General features: G+C 64.8%; 16 protein-coding genes. 6 read left to right on the forward strand and 10 right to left on the reverse strand.

Annotated elements, in window-relative coordinates:
* Positions 1–75 precede the first annotated feature (75 nt).
* The 6 genes from AX725_RS06380 to AX725_RS06405 all read right to left on the reverse strand — a co-directional run bounded on the left by AX725_RS06380 (position 76) and on the right by AX725_RS06405 (position 5,238).
* Positions 76–744 carry a class I SAM-dependent methyltransferase gene (locus AX725_RS06380; protein ID WP_060979159.1) on the reverse strand — a complete coding sequence of 223 codons (669 nt, stop codon included), beginning with the start codon at positions 742–744 and terminating at the stop codon, positions 76–78.
* Positions 731–1,948, reverse strand: a complete 1,218-nt coding sequence (locus tag AX725_RS06385; RefSeq protein WP_060979167.1) for a BtaA family protein — start codon at positions 1,946–1,948, stop codon at positions 731–733. The genes AX725_RS06380 and AX725_RS06385 overlap by 14 nt, the downstream gene beginning before the upstream one ends.
* A 188-nt stretch (positions 1,949–2,136) precedes the next feature.
* A complete protein-coding gene (locus AX725_RS06390) occupies positions 2,137–2,733 on the reverse strand; it encodes a fasciclin domain-containing protein (protein ID WP_230962414.1) in 597 nt (198 codons plus the stop codon).
* Between the two features lie 229 nt (positions 2,734–2,962).
* Complete coding sequence (locus AX725_RS06395) at positions 2,963–3,691, reverse strand: anti-sigma factor (protein ID WP_067512436.1); 729 nt, start codon at positions 3,689–3,691, stop codon at positions 2,963–2,965.
* Positions 3,681–4,247 (reverse strand): sigma-70 family RNA polymerase sigma factor, encoded by a 567-nt coding sequence (locus AX725_RS06400; protein WP_060979161.1) that lies wholly within the window; start codon positions 4,245–4,247, stop codon positions 3,681–3,683. The genes AX725_RS06395 and AX725_RS06400 overlap by 11 nt, the downstream gene beginning before the upstream one ends.
* Before the next feature lie 7 nt (positions 4,248–4,254).
* On the reverse strand, positions 4,255–5,238 hold the full coding sequence (locus tag AX725_RS06405) for a threonine ammonia-lyase (protein ID WP_060979162.1): 984 nt from the start codon (positions 5,236–5,238) through the stop codon (positions 4,255–4,257).
* Between the two features lie 57 nt (positions 5,239–5,295).
* Here AX725_RS06405 and AX725_RS06410 point away from each other — a divergent pair, with 57 nt between their 5' ends.
* The 6 genes from AX725_RS06410 (at position 5,296) to AX725_RS06435 (ending at position 11,076) form a co-directional block, all read left to right on the forward strand.
* Positions 5,296–6,501, forward strand: coding sequence for a saccharopine dehydrogenase family protein (locus AX725_RS06410; RefSeq protein ID WP_060979163.1), 1,206 nt, complete (start codon positions 5,296–5,298; stop codon positions 6,499–6,501).
* A gap of 137 nt (positions 6,502–6,638) precedes the next feature.
* A complete protein-coding gene (locus AX725_RS06415) occupies positions 6,639–7,811 on the forward strand; it encodes a carboxynorspermidine decarboxylase (RefSeq protein ID WP_060979568.1) in 1,173 nt (390 codons plus the stop codon).
* Between the two features lie 132 nt (positions 7,812–7,943).
* Positions 7,944–9,137, forward strand: coding sequence for a type III PLP-dependent enzyme (locus AX725_RS06420; protein WP_060979569.1), 1,194 nt, complete (start codon positions 7,944–7,946; stop codon positions 9,135–9,137).
* Positions 9,138–9,217: 80 nt separating this feature from the next.
* The gene (locus AX725_RS06425; RefSeq protein WP_060979570.1) at positions 9,218–9,646 is read left to right on the forward strand and encodes an MAPEG family protein; all 429 of its coding nucleotides are present in this window, start codon (positions 9,218–9,220) and stop codon (positions 9,644–9,646) included.
* Between the two features lie 13 nt (positions 9,647–9,659).
* Positions 9,660–10,103 carry an MAPEG family protein gene (locus AX725_RS06430; protein WP_060979571.1) on the forward strand — a complete coding sequence of 148 codons (444 nt, stop codon included), beginning with the start codon at positions 9,660–9,662 and terminating at the stop codon, positions 10,101–10,103.
* Positions 10,096–11,076, forward strand: coding sequence for a carbon-nitrogen hydrolase family protein (locus AX725_RS06435; RefSeq protein ID WP_060979572.1), 981 nt, complete (start codon positions 10,096–10,098; stop codon positions 11,074–11,076). Before AX725_RS06430 ends, AX725_RS06435 begins: the two co-directional genes overlap by 8 nt.
* Here AX725_RS06435 and AX725_RS06440 read toward each other — a convergent pair.
* Genes AX725_RS06440 through ilvD form a run of 4 tightly spaced genes read right to left on the reverse strand, consistent with a single transcriptional unit; the run spans position 11,067 to position 15,764 of the window.
* Positions 11,067–12,272: a class I SAM-dependent RNA methyltransferase gene (locus AX725_RS06440; protein WP_060979573.1), complete on the reverse strand. Its 1,206-nt coding sequence runs from the start codon at positions 12,270–12,272 to the stop codon at positions 11,067–11,069. The two genes, AX725_RS06435 and AX725_RS06440, sit on opposite strands and share 10 nt — an antisense overlap.
* On the reverse strand, positions 12,262–13,686 hold the full coding sequence (locus AX725_RS06445) for an NAD(P)H-hydrate dehydratase (RefSeq protein WP_208598047.1): 1,425 nt from the start codon (positions 13,684–13,686) through the stop codon (positions 12,262–12,264). The genes AX725_RS06440 and AX725_RS06445 overlap by 11 nt, the downstream gene beginning before the upstream one ends.
* Positions 13,679–14,062 carry a hypothetical protein gene (locus tag AX725_RS06450; protein ID WP_067512434.1) on the reverse strand — a complete coding sequence of 128 codons (384 nt, stop codon included), beginning with the start codon at positions 14,060–14,062 and terminating at the stop codon, positions 13,679–13,681. The genes AX725_RS06445 and AX725_RS06450 overlap by 8 nt, the downstream gene beginning before the upstream one ends.
* Entirely contained in the window at positions 14,043–15,764 is a 1,722-nt protein-coding gene (gene ilvD / locus AX725_RS06455; protein ID WP_060979575.1) for a dihydroxy-acid dehydratase, read from the reverse strand. Before ilvD ends, AX725_RS06450 begins: the two co-directional genes overlap by 20 nt.
* Between the last annotated feature and the right edge of the window lie 7 nt (positions 15,765–15,771).

Consider the following 15,771-nt stretch of genomic DNA (forward strand, 5'->3'; position numbering starts at 1 on the left):
TCCGGCGAAAGCCGGAGCCCAGTAGCGAGATCACGCCAAGCCGCTCCTGAATTCCGGCTTTTGCCGGAAAACGACCTAGCCCCCGATCACCGCATATTGCGCATAGCCGCGATAGAGCAGGTGGTGGTCGATTCCCAGCCCCGCGTCCTCGGCAATACTGCGGGCGACCGACCCGAGATTACGCCTCGGCGTGACATGAAAGCGCGCCAGCCACGCGTGCAGACCTTTGGCGAACCAGCGCGGCAACTCGTCCTGCGTGCCGAAATCGACAATGTGCATCCGACCACCCGGAGCGAGCGATCCCGCTGCGGCAGCAATGGCCCGCTCCCAGCCCGGGATCATCGACAGGGTGTAGGAACAGAACACACGGTCGAAGCCCGAAAGCCCGAACAGGTGCTGCGCGCTGAACGCGGTGGCGTCGCCGCGCGTCAGGAAAATCCGCCCTTCGAGCCCCGCCTTGCGCACCGACTCGCGCGCGGCCTCCAGCATCGCTTCGGAAATGTCGAAGCCGAAGAAACGTGCATTGGGATAGCGCCTGGCCGCCACGATCAGGTTGCGCGCGGTACCGCAACCCAGTTCCAGTACCGTGCCGCCGGACGGCGGCGCCAGATCGGAAATCAGCCGGTCTCGCCCCAGCAGATAATATTTGCGCGTCAGATCATAGATATGCCGCTGCGTCCGGTAGATCGCGTCCATCGCCTCGGCATGGCTGCGCGCAGCCGCTCTCGCCTCATTTGAGGACATAGAGGTGCACCCCGCCATAGATCGAGGACCGGTCGCGCGCGGTGAAGCCGAGCGATTCCTCGGCGCGATAGTCCCAGCGGGCCAGCAGTTCGTCGGGGATGCGACCCGGCAGCAGGCTCGGCTCGGCAGCGGTGCGGAACAGCACGCGCGCGCCAGGCAGGGCAGTCCGCGTGATTTCGGTCCACAGCGCGGTAAGCTGCTGATCGCTCATCCAGTCCTGCGCATCGAGCAGGATGTAGCGGTCGAGGCTGGCATCCTCGCTCGCCTGCAACCGCTCGACGAAATTGGCATGCTCGAAGCTGACGCGACCAACCCGCATGCGCACCGCTTCGTAATGCTGCGCCTGCAGATAGGGCGGCAGCGGCTGATCCGGACCCTTGCCATAGCCACGTCCAAACGCCTGCCAGGCGAAATAATTGTCGCGGATTGCGAAATCGCAAGCGAGCTTCTCGAGCCGCTTGCGGAGCACATCGGCCATCTTTTCATCACCTGCGAGCGCATCGAACTGCGCCGGCGGAATGCCGAGCCCGAACAAGGCAGGCGGCTGATCGGTCAACCAGCGGATGAATTTCTTGTCGAAGACCGGCGCCAGATGCTGCTCGAAGATCGCGCGCTGCTCTTCGAGCGACTGCGCGCCGAGCATGCGCTTCAGGTCGATCTTGTACAGCCTGGCAAGCAGATGCGCGGTGCCGATGAAACCGCCGAGCAGACCGCGCTTGTACAGGCCGCTGCCGAACCCGCCGATGCGCCTGCGTCCGGCAAGATCGCGGCCCTCCCAGTAGCGGCGGCTGGTCTCGTCGAGATGCGGGCGGATATACTGATTGTAGACGCGGATATTCTGCTTGCTGTCCGCTTCGGCGAAGAAGCGGTGGAAATGCGCATGATCCGGCAGATGCTTCGCCGCAGCGATCTTGAGCTTGCCCAATGCTACATGCGCGGTGTTCAGGTCCACCGCGATGATCTGGGCGGGATCGGCTACCAGGTAGGACAGGACGTTGCACCCGCCCGAGGCGATCGTGATGATGCGGCTGTCGGGCTGGATCTGCAGCGCCTCCATGTCGACCACCGGATCTTCCCAGATCTGGGCATAGACCAGGCCCTTGAAGGCAAAGGCAAAGGCGCGGTCGAGAAGCCCCTGCTTCGTCGTCGTACCCGACTGCGTGACGGCTTCGACGATCTTGGTGTTGCGCACTGGTCCGGCCATGCTGCCCATTTCCCTCGCTGCATGTTGCGTGGAACGGTCGTTCCAATCGCGCCGCTAGGACGGTTGCGTGACCCGTGCATGACGGAACCGCGTCAGCGGCTGTCACATTCGCCGGGGCCGCAGAATCAAAGGGCCCGCTGGCCTGGGGGGACCAGCGGGCCTGTGATGTGCCAGGTAAATGGAGGGGATCAGCCCGGCATCACCACGGTGTCGATCACGTGCACCACACCGTTGCTCTGCATGACATCGGTCTGGGTTACGATCGACTTGCCGCCCTTGGCATCGGTAAGGACGACATTCTGACCCTGCAGCGAGGCTGTGAGGGTTCCACCCTGCACGGTCTTGATCTGGGCCTTGCCACCGCCCTTCTTGATGAGCGCGACGACATCGGCGGCGGTCACCTTGCCGGCGACGACATGATAGGTGAGGATGCTGGTCAGCGTCGCCTTGTTCTCGGGCTTCACCAGCGTTTCTACCGTACCGGCGGGCAGCTTGGCGAACGCGGCGTCCGTAGGCGCGAACACGGTGAACGGTCCGGGCGAAGCGAGCGTGTCGACCAGGCCAGCAGCCTTGACCGCCGCGACCAGTGTCTTGAGGTTCGGCGCAGCGCTGGCGTTCTCGACGATGTTCTTGGCGGGATACATCGCGGCGCCGCCGACCATCGAATGGCCTTCACCGCTCTTGTGGTGGTTTGCGATGGCAGGGCCGGCGAGTGCGAGAGTCGCAGCGGCTGTGGCGGCAAGCAGGCTGGGGGCAAGAGTCTTGAGCATCTGTTTCTCCGTCATTTTTCCGTATCCTCATGGGGAAGCCTGGATACGGAGGCAGCTACGGAGAGGTTTCGTGGACGGATGCGGCAGAGATTAACAAAAGTGGAATTGGCGGAATCGCGCACCGCCCATCACCACCGTCACCCCCGCGAAGGCGGCGGTCCCGCTTCTGCTCGAACTTTAGCTGGAAAGCGGGATTCCCGCGTTCGCGGGCATGACGAATGGAGATGATTGTCGGTAAGCGCGATCAGATCCGCTGCAGGCGCCCCTGCGCCACCGTTGGTGCGCTGGGCTTGTCCGGATCGGGCAACACCTTGGGCTCCATCGTCAGGATAAGGTTGCTCAACGGATCGATGAACTTGCGGTGCCCTTCGGGGATCTCGATGCGCGTGACGCCGCCGCGCATCAGGCGGCCCAGACGGCGCGGCTGACCGTCCGCAGGCACGATCCACAGCTCGGGCTCGGTATCGGTGACCGGCATGCCCTCGACGCGCACCAGCATTTCCGACGTGCGGCTGTCATAGCGCGCGGTGAGCAGCAGCCCCTCGATCGGGCCGGTGAGCTGCGCCACCGCCATGTCGGGATTGGCAGGCGGGCTCTGCTTGACCGCAGGGCCAGGCAGCACCAGGGCCAGCGCCAGCACCGCTGCAACAGCGGAGGCGGCGAAGGTCGCGATCTTCCAGCCGTTGCCGCCCGTCCTGACCGGCAACGCAGCCACGACCGGCGCGGGTCGTTCCGCCGCCTGCTCGGCATCGATCAGGCTGTCGATCCGCTCCATCAGCCCATCAGGCGGAGGCACCTCGGCAAAACCATCGTAAAGCGGCGCGAGCCGCGCGCGCCAGGCCTCGACCTCGGCAGCAAAATCGGGATCGGCGAGCATCAGGCGCAGGGCTTCGGCCCGCTCGGCGCCTTCGAGCAGGCCCAGAGCGAGTTCGGCGGCCATGGCAGACCGGTCGGGCATGGCATCACTGCTCACGCGACAGGCACTCCTTCAACTGCATCAATCCCCGGCGAATCCAGCTTTTCACGGTGCCCACCGGCTTGTCCATCGCCTCGGCAATCTCTGGATAGCTGAGGCCCTGATAAAATCCCGCCTTGATCGCGCTGGCCCGCGCCGGTTCCAGCTCGCCCAGACAGCGGAAGATCTGCGCGCGCTCGCTGTCCTGCGACAGCGCTGCCGAGGGATCGGCATCGTCGTCGACCAATGTCTCGGCGAGATCGGCAGGCAGCGGGTCCTCATAACGCTGGCTTCTACGCCAGTCGATCGCGGCGTTCCGTGCGATGGCGCACAGCCAGGCGATCGCGCTCGCCTTGGCCGGATCGAACGACCCGGCACGCTGCCACACCTTCAGATACACGTTCTGCAATACGTCCTCCGCCGCGCCCCTGTCGATGCAGATACGGAGGCAAACGCCGTGCAGTTTCGCCGACGTCATCGCATAGACCGTGCGCAGTGCGTCACGGTCCTGCTGCGCCACCCGCAGCAGCGCAGCCTGCAGGTCGGCGCGGCGTTCGAGGCTGGCGGGGGTCAATGCGCGCTCACGAGGCCAAGGCCCGCGAAAAGAGCGCCGGATCGACATTGCCGCCCGACAGGATGATCAGCGTGCGATCGTCGACCTCGACCTTGCCGGCGAGTACCGCTGCGAGTGCCACCGCGCCGCCCGGCTCGAGCACCAGCCGCAGCCGCTCATGCGCATGGCGCATCGCGCGGAACACCTCTTCGTCCGAAACGCTCACCGCCTCGGCCTTGCGTTCCTTCAATATCTCGAAGGTCAGCGGCGAGACCACCGGAGTCTGCAGCGCATCGCACACCGTGTTCGGGGCATCGGCGGGCACAGGCACGATCTTTCCCTTGCGCAAAGACTGGCCCATATCGTCCCAGCCATCGGGCTCCACGATCGTCATCTTCGCGCCGGGCATGGCGAGCGCAATCCCGGCGGAAAGGCCGCCGCCGCCGCAGCACGAGACGACGCGGTGCGGATTGATCCCTGCCTGCGCAATGATCTGCACCAGCGCTTCCAGCCCGGTACTGCCCTGCCCTTCGATAATCCACGGATCGTCAAAGCTGGGCACCACGACCGCGCCGGTTTCGCTGGCGATGCGATTGGCAATGGCGACGCGATCCTCGGCGCGCCGGTCATAGGTAATGACCTCGGCGCCATAACCGCGGGTCGATTCGATCTTCCGCTTCGGCGCATCGGCGGGCATCACGATCGTCGCACGGATGCCGAGCCGCTTGGCCGCCCAGGCGACGCCCTGCGCATGGTTGCCGCTCGAAAATGCGACCACGCCGCGCGCGCGCTCGTCTTCGCTGAGATCGGACAGACGGTGCCATGCCCCGCGAATCTTGAAAGCGCCGATCGGCTGCAGGCACTCGGCCTTGCACCACAAAGTCATCCCCTCATGCTTCAGCGGCATCAGCGGCGTCGGCGGCAGGATCGCGGAAATCTTCTTCGCGGCGCGCTCGATGCCTTCGCGGCTCGGTTTGCGGTCCGGGGATAGGGGATCACTTGGTTCTGTCATGCAGAGCCTCTATATGCACCCGCTGACAGCAATTCCAGCAATAAGGGAAAACGGACTTTGGGCAAGATTCTGGTGATCGGTGCGGGCGGCGTGGGTTCGGTCGCGGTGCACAAGATGGCGATGAACACCGGCATTTTCAGCGAGATCACGCTGGCGAGCCGCCGCATCGCCAAATGCGACGCGATCGCCGAATCGGTGCTGAAGCGCACCGGCGTGAAGATCGCGACGGCCGAGGTGGATGCCGACGATGTCGAGGCGACCGCAGCGCTGATCGAGAAGGTGAAGCCCGATCTGGTCTGCAATCTCGCCTTGCCCTATCAGGACCTTGCCATCATGGATGCGTGCCTGAAGACCGGCGTGCATTATATGGACACCGCCAATTACGAACCGCGCGACGAGGCCAAGTTCGAATATGGCTGGCAATGGGCCTATCACGACCGGTTCAAGGACGCAGGCCTGATGGCGCTGCTGGGATCGGGATTCGACCCCGGCGTCACCAGCGTGTTCGCGAGCTATATCAAGAAGCACCTGCTCGACCGCATCGACACGCTCGATATTCTCGACTGCAATGGCGGCGACCATGGCCAGCATTTCGCCACCAATTTCAATCCCGAGATCAACATCCGCGAAGTGACCGCGCCCTCGCGCCACTGGGCGGATGGCGAGTGGGTCGAAGGCCCCGCGCTCAGCCACAAGCAGGTGTTCGATTTCGAGGGCGTGGGCGAGAAGAACATGTACCTCATGTATCATGAGGAGCTGGAATCGCTCGCCAAGCACTATCCCGAGATCAAGCGCATTCGCTTCTGGATGACCTTTGGAGATGCGTATCTCAAGCATCTGGAAGTGCTGCAGAATGTCGGCATGACCCGGATCGACCCGGTGATGTACGAAGGCCGCGAGATCATCCCGCTGCAGTTCCTGAAAGCCGTGCTGCCCGAACCCGCCTCGCTCGGCGAGACGACCAAGGGCAAGACCAATATCGGCGACATCGCCACCGGCGTGAAGGACGGCGAGCAGAAGACGGTCTATGTCTACAATATCTGCGACCACGAGGACGCCTATGCCGAAACCGGCAACCAGGCGGTGAGCTATACCACCGGCGTCCCCGCGATGATCGGCGCAGCGATGATCCTCACCGGCGCGTGGAAGGGCGAAGGCGTGTTCAACATGGAACAGTTCGATCCCGATCCGTTCATGGACATGCTCAACCAGCACGGCCTGCCCTGGCAGGTCAAGGAACTGGGCGCGCCGCTGGCGTTCTGATGCACCTTAATGCCCTCTCCCCTTCAGGGGGGAGGGTTGGGAGGGGGGCATGCGGCCTCCCGATCGTCTGACCACCTGGAGAGCGTGTTCCCCTCTCCCCGGCCCTCTCCCCTCAAGGGGAGAGGGGGAGATATTCAATGGAAACCAAGGCCGGTGATCCCGGAGCCTTTCGGCATTTCGACCTGAACCGCGTGCCCTCGCCCGCCTTTGTCGTGGACGAGGCGGCGGTGCGGCGCAATCTGGCGGTGCTCGCGGATGTCCGCGACCGGGCAGGGATAAAGATGCTCGCCGCGCTCAAGGCGTTCTCGTTCTGGCAATTGGGCGACGTGGTCAGCGACTATCTCGACGGCACCTGCTCGTCAGGTCTGTGGGAGGCGAAGCTCGCCTCGCACCATTATCATGGCGAGATCGCGACCTATTGCGCGGGTTACAAAGCCGAGGACCTGCGCGAGATCCTCAAGCTCTCCGATCATGTCATCTTCAACAGCCCCGGCCAGATCGCGCGATTCGCCCCGCTGATCGAGGAGGCGCGCGCGGCGGGCCAGAGCTTCGACATCGGCCTGCGCATCAACCCCGCGCTGCCGCTCGGCGAGACCGAGAAATACGACCCCAGCCAGCCGCACAGCCGCCTGGGCCATCCGGTCGACCAGCTCCGCTCCGAGCATCTCGAAGGCGTGTCAGGAATCCATTTCCACTCGCTGTGCGAGCAAGACCTGGTTCCGCTGCAGCAGATCTGGGCCAAGCTAGAACCGCTGCTCGAACCTTATTTCAATCAGCTGAAATGGCTGAACTTTGGTGGCGGGCACCATATTACGCGCGCCGACTACCAGCGCGACGAGCTGGTCGAGTTCCTGATCGCGGTCAAGGCGCGCACCGGTTGCGACATCTATCTCGAACCCGGCGAGGCGGTCGCGCTCGATGCGGGCATCCTCGTCGGCGAATTGCTCGATGTCTTCGACAACGGGATGAAGGTGGGAATCACCGACATCTCGGCGACCTGCCACATGCCCGACGTGATCGAGGCACCCTATCGCCCTGCCATGCTCGGCGAACGGTCCGACGCGGAGCCGATACGGCTGGGCGGCCCCTCATGCCTCGCCGGAGACATTATCGGCGACTATGGCCTGCCCGTCCCCCTCGAGCCGGGCCAGCGCTTCGCGTTCCTCGACCAGGCGCATTATTCGATGGTAAAAACCAATACTTTCAATGGCGTACCACTGCCATCTATCTGGCTGTGGAACAGCGATGACGATAGCCTGCGCGAGATCGCCTCGTTCGGTTACGAGACGTTCCGCGACCGGCTGGGTTAGGATTTCGGTAGCAATTTTTTTCTTTACACTGGGGGCTGCGGACCCTATTTCGGCGTTCCGCTGCCCCAGGGGGACTTCCAATAACCGCAAGGCAGCCTTGTTGTTTGACTGTTTTTTTGGGGGTCCCTTGAGTTGCACGAATATCTTGATGCGCTGGAGCTGATTCAGGCTCTGAACCCGGCACAGCCGGTTACGCTGAACCGTCCGCAAGCGGCTACCCGCGCGGCGCGTTTCTTTGTTGATCGCTTTCCTGGCAAGTCGCTCTACGCGGTCAAGGCGAATCCGTCGCCCGATCTGCTGCGCGTGCTGTGGAACGCGGGGATCACGCATTATGACGTCGCCTCGATCGCCGAGGTGCGGCTGGTCGCGGCAACGCTGCCGGATGCGACCCTGTGCTTCATGCACCCGGTCAAGACGCCAGAAGCGATCGCCGAGGCCTATCACCTGCACGGCGTGCGCGTGTTCTCGCTCGACAGCCGCGAAGAGCTCGACAAGATTGTCGCCGCCACTGGCGCGCCCGACGATCTGACGCTGTGCGTGCGCCTGCGCGTCTCGTCCGAGCATTCGGAGCTCAGCCTCGCATCCAAGTTCGGCACCGAACTGATCGATGCACGCGAACTGCTGATGGCGACCCGCCAGGCGGCGGACAGCCTGGGCATCTGCTTCCATGTCGGCAGCCAGGCAATGAGCCCGCACGCCTATGTGCAGGCGCTCGACCGGGTCCGCGCGGCGATCGTCGACGCCTCGGTCACCGTCGACGTCATCGATGTAGGTGGCGGCTTCCCCTCCGCCTATCCGGGCATGCAGCCCCCGCCGCTCGAAGACTATTTCGCGATCATCGAACGCACCTTCGAAAGCCTGCCGATCAGCTACTCGGCGGAACTGTGGTGCGAGCCGGGTCGCGCGCTGTGCGCCGAGTATAATTCGATCATCGTGCGCGTCGATCGTCGCCGCGGTGAGGAACTGTATATCAACGATGGCGCCTATGGCGCGCTGTTCGATGCCGCGCATATCGGCTGGCGCTTCCCGGTCCGCTATCTCGGCACCCAGCGCAGCGACGACAATGCCGATTTCAGCTTTTTCGGTCCGACCTGCGACGATATCGATTATATGGCTGGCCCCTTCCCGCTGCCTGCGGACATCAAGGCCGGCGACTATATCGAGATCGGCATGATCGGTGCCTATGGCGCGGCGATGCGCACTGGCTTCAACGGCTTCGGCACGAGCGAGCATTACACCGTCGCCGACGAGCCGATGCAGTCCATGTACACCGGCGAGGCGCGCCCGCACTGGCGCGCCGACAATGTGGTCAGCATCAACCGCTGATCGCGCCGATCGGTTGCGATTGACAATCTAATAATGCTGCCGCAGTTTCCTCCTCCGTAAAGCGGGGGAGGAACTGCTTCATGTCTGCCAATGTTCTGACGCCAGCCGCCGTGCTGGTGCTCTGGTCGCTCGTCATGCTGTTCTGGATGGCAGGTGCGCGGCTTCCCAACGCCAGGAAGCTGGGCGTGGATATTTCCAAGGCCGTGGGCGGACGGGGCAGCGATCTCGATCCGATGCTGCCGCCCCAAGCCGCGTGGAAATCACACAATTACGCGCATCTGATGGAGCAGCCGACCATCTTTTACGCCACCATCGCGATCGTGGCGATCGCCGGCGCAGGCAGTGATGGCTTCAATGTCGCGCTCGCCTGGGGCTACACCCTGATCCGTATCGTGCACAGCATCTGGCAGGCCACCGTCAACAAGGTGCAGACCCGTTTCCTGCTTTTCCTCGCCTCGACCTTCTGCCTGATCGTGCTCGCGGTCCGCGCGCTGCTCGCTACGCTTTGAGAGGATTGCCCCTATGACCCAGCCCATTTTGCAGCCCGTCGTCATCCTTCTCGCATGGACCATGGTCATGTGGGCATGGATGTACGTCACCCGCATTCCGGCGATGCAGCAGGCCAAGATCGATGTCGCCAATCTGAAGGGCGGCACGGGCAAGGATCTCGATGCTGTCCTGCCGCAGCCGGTCCAGTGGAAAGCCCATAATTACAATCACCTGCTCGACGAACCGACAATCTTTTATGCAGTGTGTATCGTGCTGGCGATTATCGGCCATGGCGAAGGGATCAACGTCGCGGTTGCATGGCTGTATGTCGCTTTGCGCATCGCGCACAGCCTGGTCCAGGCCACGGTCAACCGCGTCGCCATCCGCTTCCTGCTGTTCGCCTCGTCGAGCCTGTGCCTGATGGTGCTGATCTTCCACGCCGCGATCCCGATCTTCGACCTCCACCTGCATGGCTGATCCGCGCCGCATCCGTGCGGCGGTCGTCCAGGCCGCACCGATCCCGCTCTCGGTCACTCAGGGCCTGGCCGCGCTGCCCGGTCTGATCGAACCCGCGCTCGATCAGGGCGCGCAAATCGTAGCCTTTGGCGAGACCTTTCTGGGCGGCTATCCGCTCTGGCTTGATGAGGCACCGGGCGCGGCGCTCTGGGACCATCCGGGCACGCGCGCGCTGCATGCCGTGCTGCTGGAAGAGGCAATCCGCATCGGCGATCCGCGTTTCGCTCCGGTGCAGGACCTGGTCGATCGATCGGGCGCGCTGATCAGCATCGGCGCGCACGAGCGCGTGCGGTCCAGCCTCTATAACTGCCAGCTGCTGCTACGCCCCGGCCAGCCGCCGCTGATCCACCGAAAGCTCGTGCTGACCCATGGCGAACGGCTGATCTGGGCACGCGGCGATGGCTCGACGCTCAGCACCCACGGCGCTCCGTTCGGCCAAGTCGGGAGCCTCATCTGCTGGGAACACTGGATGCCGCTTGTACGCGCGGCGATGCACAACCAGGGCGAGGCCGTGCATATCGCCGCCTGGCCGACGGTGCGCGAGACCTATGGCATTGCCTCGCGCCACTATGCCTTTGAAGGCCGTTGTTTCGTGCTGGCCGCGGGCACCGTGCAAAGCCGCGACGATGTGGTGCTGGGCCTCGATCTCTGCCACCTTGACGCCGAGGCCCGCAAGGCCGCGCGTGCGCTGATCGAGGCGATGCCCGAGGGGCAATTGCAGCTTGGCGGCAGCATGATCATTGCGCCCGATGCCACGGTGCTGGCCAAGGCAGGATCGGGAGCCGAGACGCTGATTGCCGATCTGGACATGGCCAGCATCGGTCAGGATCTCGCCGCGCTTGATACCGACGGCCACTATTCCCGCCCCGACGTCTTCGAGCTTCGCGTTGACACCCGACCGCGCGATGGCGTCGTATGGAGCGCTCAAGGCTGACGGACGAACAGGCTGGCCAGCTCGACATGCGTCGACCAGCGGAACTGACCCACCGGCCACAAGGTATCGAGCACGAAACCGGCGTCGCACAGCATGCGGGCATCCCGCGCGAAGGTCGCCGGGTTGCAGCTGACATAGCAGACGCGCTTGATCGACGATCCCGCGATGGCGCGCACCTGTTCCTCCGCCCCTGCGCGCGGTGGATCGAGTACCAACCCATCGAGCCGGTCGAGCATGTCGCGCTGGACGGGATTGCGGAACAGGTCGCGATGTTCGGTGAATAATGGCAGCTGGCGCGCATCGGCAGCAGCCTTGAGCGCCAGGATGGCATCGCGCGACGCCTCGGCGGCATAAAGGCGGCGGCCCGGCGCGATCAGGTGAAATGCAAAGCTGCCCAGCCCGGCGAACAGGTCGGCGACCATCCGGCAACCATCGAGCGCCTCGCGCGCAGCCGACGCCAGCACCGCCTCGCCATCGCGCGTCGCCTGAAGGAAGCTTGCCTGCGGAAAGCGCACCGCGATATCGCCGAAGCTGATCGTGGCCGGCACGGGCTCGTACTGCGGCTCGGGTCCGAAGCCCTGGTCGATCGACAGCCGCGCCAGCCCCTGCGCCTCGGCAAAGCCGGAGAGCAGTTCGTGCTCCGCCAGCGCTTTTGGTGCCAGCCCGGAGATCAGCACATCGACGCCCTGGTCGATCTCGGTCAGCTCGACACTGCCGGAAATCCGCGATTCCGGCCATTTCGCGATCAGGCCGCGCACGGCCATCATGACGTCATGCAGTCTTGGCGTCACGATCTCGCAGCTGCGGATGTCGACCAGATCGTGGCTGCCTTGGCCCGCAAAGCCCAGCGTGACCTGCCCGCCCTTGCGCACATAGCGCAATGAGGCTCGCCTGCGGCTGCGCGGGGGCGAGAGGTGCACCGGTCGAACGTCGCGCGCGACGATCTGCTTGGCAGCGAGAGGCCCCGTGACACGGTCGCGGACGAAATCGGCAAGCGCGGTATCGTCAACATGCTGCAACTGGCACCCGCCGCACGTCCCGAAATGCGGGCATGGCGGCACGGCATGATGCGGACCGGGCACGATGCTCCCATCGCTGGCAAGGGCGTCCCCCGGGGCTGCCCCGGCGACATGGAGGCCCGAAGCGGTGACGCCATCGCCGCGCGCCGCGATGCGGACAATAAGGTCATCGCTCAAGACAGGCCTCCAGGGCTTGGCGCAGGGCCGTGGCAAGCTCCAGCGCGCTGAACGCCGGTCCGACGATCCGAGCAGCGAAGTCCTGCAGCCAGGCTGCCTCGGTCATGGCATCGAACGGCTGGGCATGCCCCGCGAGCCGCGCCGCCATGCAGCCGGCAAGCACGTCGCCCGTGCCGGCGACCGATAGCCACGAACAGCGCCGATCGGCAATCACCGCGCGGCCATCGGGGGCAGCGATCACGGTATCTGCGCCCTTGTAGAGTAAGAATGCATCCAGCGTTTCAGCAAGCGCGGCTGTTCGAGCGACCTTGTTCATCGCATCGCTGTCTGTCACACCCTCCAGCGCCTCGAACTCGCCCTGGTGTGGGGTCAGCAGCACCGGCGCGCCGCGCCCCGTCATCTGCGGGAATTGCGCAGGCAGCAGGTGCAGCGCATCGGCATCGATAATCAGCGGGTGCGGACAGCTCAGCGCAGTTTCCAGAAGCGCAATCGCCTGATCGCCCCGCCCCAGGCCCGGCCCGACAACAACCGTGCCGATGCGGGGATCCTGCAACGCCTCGGCAACCGCGCCCGAGCCGTCTGCCTGCTGCCAGACGATATCGGCAGGAAGCTGTGGCGGCGGATCGCCCGCCCCGATCAGCTTGACATAGCCAGCCCCCGCCCCTTGCGCCGCGCGGGCCGCCAGCAGCGCAGCCCCGGGCATCTCGCCGACCAGCACCGCCACCAGCCCGCGGCGGTACTTGTGCGAACGCGCATCGGGCGCGGCGATCGCGGGCCGGGCGATCCTGCGGACCTTGGCCGCCTCGGTATCGACCCCGATCTCGATCAGGCTGAGCGCGCCGCAATCGCTCGCCACCGGCTCGAGCAGATGGGCGTATTTCCAAGCCCCCAGCGCCAGCACATGGTCGAAGCGCAGCGGTTCGTTGAGCCAGACCGCGCGGTCGGCATCCGCCCCGCTGGGCAGATCAATCGCAAAGCTGCGCCGCGCCTGGCCGACCAGTTCGGCAAAGCGATGCCAGACGGCACCGTCGAGGGGACGCGTCAGGCCGCTGCCGAACAGGCAATCGACGACCTGCGCAGCGGGTTCGGCCTCATCGAACTTCACGACCTCGCCTCCAAAGCGCGCCCGCGCATTGCGCGCGGCGTCGGTGCGCGGTCCGGACAATGCGGCAACGGTTACCGGCACGCCTTTCCTGCACAAAAAATCTGCGATTACATAGCCATCGCCGCCGTTATTTCCAGGACCGCACAGCACGAGCGTGGGCGCCGTGCCGCCGATCCGCCAGATCATCTGGCCCGCGCCCTCGCCCGCACGCTGCATCAGCGCATCGACCGAGACGCCGGTGTCGAAGATCGCCTGTTCGGCCGCGACCATCTCGGCGACCGTCAGCACGGCTGATCCGCGATCAGCCACCGCCTGCGCCAGGCTTGATCGTCGCGGGGATGCGATAGCGGTCATCGCCGACCGAAAGCTGGATGCGGCCATCGGCGAGCGGCGTCACCACCGCCTGCTCGGCACCGTCGGCCGCGATCAGGCCACGACCGTCCGTCACGATCTCGAACCTGCGGAAACCGCCATCGGGGTGCCGCAGCACCAGCTCGCGCTTGTCGCCGCTCTGCACGCGCTCGACATCGCATTTCTCGGCAAATTCGGTATCGCTTCCGAGCGCGCAGGCGACGCGGCTATCGTCGGCCTCTGCCAGCGGATCAGGTTTGGTCTCCCCGGAGCATCCCGCCAGCATCGCCAGTGCAGCGGAAACGACCAGCGTCTCAGATATCCGCATAGACATGGCGTTCCGCCTTGGCTCCCGGATGCGTTACCGCACCCTTGCTCGCCGGGCCCACATTCTGGGCATAGCGCCACAAGGCACCCGCCTGATAGTCGTTGGTGCGCGGCTGCCACGCCTTGCGGCGCTCTGCCAGCACGGCCTCGTCGACATGCAGGTCGATCGTGCCGGCTTCGGCGTCGATCGAGATGATGTCGCCATCCTCGACCAGCGCAATCGGACCGCAATCGGCCGCTTCGGGTCCGACATGGCCGATGCAGAAGCCGCGCGTCGCGCCGGAAAAACGTCCATCGGTGATCAGCGCAACGCTCTCGCCCATGCCCTGCCCATAGAGCGCGGCGGTGGTCGACAGCATCTCGCGCATGCCGGGTCCGCCCTTGGGCCCTTCATAGCGGATGACGATGACCGATCCTTCGCGAATCTGGCGCGCCTCGACCGCAGCGAAGCACTCTTCCTCGCAATCGAACACCTGGGCGGGGCCAGTGAATTGCAGCCGCGCCATGCCTGCCACCTTGACGATGGCGCCATCGGGCGCGAGCGAACCCTTGAGGCCAACGACGCCTCCGGTGGGGCTTAACGGCGCCTTCACGTCGTAGATGACTTTCTGGTCGGGGTTCCAGGTAACCTGATCGATATTCTCGCCCAGCGTCTTGCCGGTGACCGTCATGCAATCGCCGTGCAGCATGCCATTCTCCAGCAGCGTCTTCATCAGCATGTAGACGCCGCCCGCCTCGTACATGTCGCGCGCAACATAGCGACCGCCGGGTTGCAGGTCGGCGATATAAGGCGTGGTCTTGAAGATTTCGGCGACGTCGAACAGGTCGAAATCGATCCCTGCCTCGCTCGCCATGGCAGGCAGATGAAGCCCCGCATTGGTAGAACCGCCGGTCGCAGCAACAACCCGCGCTGCATTTTCAAAGGCTTCACGCGTGCAGATGTCACGCGGCCTCAAGTTGCGCGCGAGCAGTTCCATCACTTGGCGTCCCGCCGCGACCGCGATTTCGGCGCGGCTCTCATAGGGTGCGGGCATCATGTTGCTGTTGGGGAGCGAGAGGCCAATCGCTTCGCCGACACACGCCATGGTGTTGGCGGTATACTGGCCTCCGCACGCGCCATGGCCGGGGCACGCCACTTTCTCGAGCGCGATCAGGTCCTTGAGCGGACAATTGCCCGCCGCGTGCTGGCCGACCATCTCGAACACGTCCTTCACCGTCACGTCGCGGCCGTCATAATGGCCGGGCAGGATCGAGCCGCCGTAGACGAAGATCGAAGGGACGTTGAGCCGCAGCATTGCCATCATCATGCCGGGCAGCGACTTGTCGCACCCTGCAAAGCCGACCAGCGCGTCATAGCAATGGCCGCGCACCGACAGCTCGACCGAATCGGCGATGACCTCGCGGCTGACCAGCGAGCTCTTCATGCCCTGATGGCCCATGGCGATACCGTCGGTCACCGTGATGGTGTTGAACCGGCGCGGCATGCCGCCTGCAGCGTTCACCCCTTCGCGGCAAGCATCGGCCTGGGCATCGAGCGTGGTATTGCACGGCGCGCTGTCGTTGCCCGCACTGGCGACCGCGACGAAAGGCCGCGCAATCTCTTCCTCGGTCAGGCCCATGGCATAATAATAGCTGCGATGCGGCGCGCGCTCCGGTCCCACGGAGACGTGGCGGCTGGGGAGCTTCGACTTGTCGAAATTATGTGTCATGATCGGG

This window comes from Blastomonas sp. CCH9-A1, from assembly GCF_001557175.1.
Classification (GTDB): Bacteria; Pseudomonadota; Alphaproteobacteria; order Sphingomonadales; family Sphingomonadaceae; genus Blastomonas; species Blastomonas delafieldii_A.

What these genes read in the sequence shown, in the direction of transcription:
- AX725_RS06380 (WP_060979159.1), bottom strand. Translation starts at nt 744, where the DNA reads ATGTCCTCAAATGAGGCGAGAGCGGCTGCGCGCAGCCATGCCGAGGCG.
- AX725_RS06385 (WP_060979167.1), bottom strand. Translation starts at nt 1,948, where the DNA reads ATGGCCGGACCAGTGCGCAACACCAAGATCGTCGAAGCCGTCACGCAG.
- AX725_RS06390 (WP_230962414.1), bottom strand. Translation starts at nt 2,733, where the DNA reads ATGACGGAGAAACAGATGCTCAAGACTCTTGCCCCCAGCCTGCTTGCC.
- AX725_RS06405 (WP_060979162.1), bottom strand. Translation starts at nt 5,238, where the DNA reads ATGACAGAACCAAGTGATCCCCTATCCCCGGACCGCAAACCGAGCCGC.
- AX725_RS06415 (WP_060979568.1), top strand. Translation starts at nt 6,639, where the DNA reads ATGGAAACCAAGGCCGGTGATCCCGGAGCCTTTCGGCATTTCGACCTG.
- AX725_RS06425 (WP_060979570.1), top strand. Translation starts at nt 9,218, where the DNA reads ATGTCTGCCAATGTTCTGACGCCAGCCGCCGTGCTGGTGCTCTGGTCG.
- AX725_RS06430 (WP_060979571.1), top strand. Translation starts at nt 9,660, where the DNA reads ATGACCCAGCCCATTTTGCAGCCCGTCGTCATCCTTCTCGCATGGACC.
- AX725_RS06435 (WP_060979572.1), top strand. Translation starts at nt 10,096, where the DNA reads ATGGCTGATCCGCGCCGCATCCGTGCGGCGGTCGTCCAGGCCGCACCG.
- AX725_RS06450 (WP_067512434.1), bottom strand. Translation starts at nt 14,062, where the DNA reads ATGTCTATGCGGATATCTGAGACGCTGGTCGTTTCCGCTGCACTGGCG.
- ilvD (WP_060979575.1), bottom strand. Translation starts at nt 15,764, where the DNA reads ATGACACATAATTTCGACAAGTCGAAGCTCCCCAGCCGCCACGTCTCC.